The organism is Methylophaga sp. UBA5088, assembly GCF_002414625.1.
Lineage (GTDB): Bacteria > Pseudomonadota > Gammaproteobacteria > Nitrosococcales > Methylophagaceae > Methylophaga > Methylophaga marina.
On record NZ_DIAC01000004.1, the window covers coordinates 9,605 to 11,920 of the forward strand.

Here is a 2,316-nt window from a genome sequence, read left to right on the forward strand (position 1 = left end):
TGATGCCGGGCTTCAAGCGTGTCTGGTGCGTACAGGTAAGTATCTACCGGAAGATGAAGCTGAGGCGAATGCTGCCAATGCCATGATTGCTGACTCGGTAGTGGAGGCAGTCAATCAGGCATTTGATTTGGAATTTTAGATGAGTTTCGCCCAAAGATCATATTCATCGGCTTCTTCAAATTCGACGTCGACGATATCTCCAACCTTAAGATGCGTGGCGCCATCAATGAATACCTGACCATCAATTTCAGGCGCATCTGCTTCACTACGGCCCACCGCGCCTTCTTCAACGACTTCATCAATGATGACGCGGCTTTTGCGGCCCACTTTCAATTGTAATCTCGCTGCACTGATTTCTGCTTGGTGCGCCATAAAGCGGTCAATACGTTCTTGCTTAACCGCTTCAGGAATTTGATCTGGTAAGTCATTGGCTGTGGCACCCTCTACCGGGGAGTAGGCAAAAGCGCCCACCCGATCAAGTTGTGCCTCAGTAAGAAAATCGAGTAACTCTTGGAATTCTTCTTCGGTTTCGCCAGGAAAACCAACGATAAATGTGCTGCGTAATGTGATATCTGGACAAACTGCTCGCCAGGCACGAATCCGTTCCAGATTATTTTGTGAAGAAGCTGGTCGTTTCATCAGTTTAAGAATACGTGGGCTGGCATGCTGAAATGGGATATCCAGATAAGGCAGAATTTTTCCTTCCGTCATTAATGGCACAACGTCATCCACATGAGGATAGGGGTAGACATAATGCATTCTTACCCAAATTCCCAGCTCACCCAGGGCTTCGGCAAGGTCATAAAAACGAGTTGCTCGCTCACGACCGTTCCAGTCGTGTGCTTCATATTTCACGTCCACACCATAGGCACTGGTATCTTGAGATATAACGAGAAGCTCTTTAACGCCCGCATCAGCGAGTCGTTTTGCTTCAGTCATTACATGATGAATTGGACGACTGACCAGATCCCCACGCATAGAAGGGATAATGCAGAAGGTACAACGGTGATTACAGCCTTCAGATATTTTTAGATAAGCGTAATGGCGGGGTGTGAGTTTGATGCCTTCTGGTGGAACCAGGCTAAGGAAAGGATCATGTTGTGGAGGCAAGTGTTTATGGACGGCACTGACGACTTCTTCGAGCGCGTGAGCCCCGGTAATTTCTAGAACTTGAGGGTGTTGTTCGCGAATGGTGTTATCACAGCTGCCAAGACAACCTGTTACAATGACTTTGCCATTTTTAGCGATGGCTTCACCAATACTACCGAGAGATTCTTCAACAGCCGAATCTATAAAACCACATGTATTTACCACCACTAAGTCAGCATCATCATAACTTGGGGTAATGTTATAACCCTCTGAACGTAACTTGGTAATGATACGTTCACTATCAACGAGGGCTTTTGGACAACCAAGACTAACAAAACCAACTTGAGGTGCTTTCATATGACTTACCAATTATCATAAAGCCTATATTTTTATTAAAACTTGTTGATATGGCTTGTGTCCTATTAAATATTTTTACGGTCTAAAAACAACAATACCTTGCGAACTAAAAAGCTTATGCATTAATTTGTTGTTAACATTTAAGTTAGAACCGTGAGCTGCCGATACCAGTAAATGCAATACGTATTTACCATTCACTTTCATCAGGGTGAAGTACAATGAAAAAAAATCTGCCGGTAACGGATAAAGAAATTACCTTCGACAACCCATTGATTTCTACAACCGATCTCAAAGGCATCATAACCAGCTTTAATAGCGAATTTAAATATGTCAGTGGGTTTGAGACAGATGAATTAATGCATGTGAATCATAACGTCATCCGTCATCCTGATATGCCTCCAGCCGCGTTTGCTGATCTCTGGTCTACTGTAAAATCGGGTAAACACTGGATGGGCATGGTTAAAAACCGCACAAAGACGGGCGATTATTACTGGGTGGATGCTTATGTCACGCCGATTTTTGATGGCGATAAAGTGATAGGTTATGAGTCTGTTCGTAGTAAGCCCAAAAAACAGGAAGTGAAGCGGGCAGAACAGCTTTATAAACAAATCAACGAAGGTAAAAAACCTAAACTCGGTAATATCTTCACCCGACTTTCTTTAAAAAGTAAAACGACCTTATCAGTAGTGCTGAGTGCCTTTGTCGCCAGTGTATTGAATCAAGTCAGTGTCATTCAGCAATTGCCCTATTACCTGCCAGTGCTCATCGCTGTGTTGGGTGGACTGGCGACGTATCTTCTGCTCAAGAACTGGATTTTTGCATCACTCGATAGAGCGATTAAAGAAGCCAATAATGAGGTCAACAACCCAC

Annotated in this window: 3 protein-coding genes; 2 read left to right on the forward strand and 1 reads right to left on the reverse strand. The window is 43.9% G+C overall.

Translation table 11 applies throughout. The features are described from left to right. Positions 1-139: HAD hydrolase-like protein (locus B4K20_RS00415; protein ID WP_289281467.1), on the forward strand; the 139-nt coding region annotated here is incomplete at its 5' end. On the opposite strand, the gene rimO is transcribed toward B4K20_RS00415, so the two are convergent. Further along, positions 136-1,446, reverse strand: a complete 1,311-nt coding sequence (gene rimO, locus B4K20_RS00420; RefSeq protein ID WP_289281462.1) for a 30S ribosomal protein S12 methylthiotransferase RimO — start codon at positions 1,444-1,446, stop codon at positions 136-138. The two genes, B4K20_RS00415 and rimO, sit on opposite strands and share 4 nt — an antisense overlap. 218 nt (positions 1,447-1,664) lie before the next feature. On the opposite strand from rimO, the gene B4K20_RS00425 reads away from it, so the two are divergent. After that, a partial coding sequence (locus B4K20_RS00425) for a PAS domain-containing protein (RefSeq protein WP_289281463.1) occupies positions 1,665-2,316 on the forward strand: 652 nt, incomplete at its 3' end.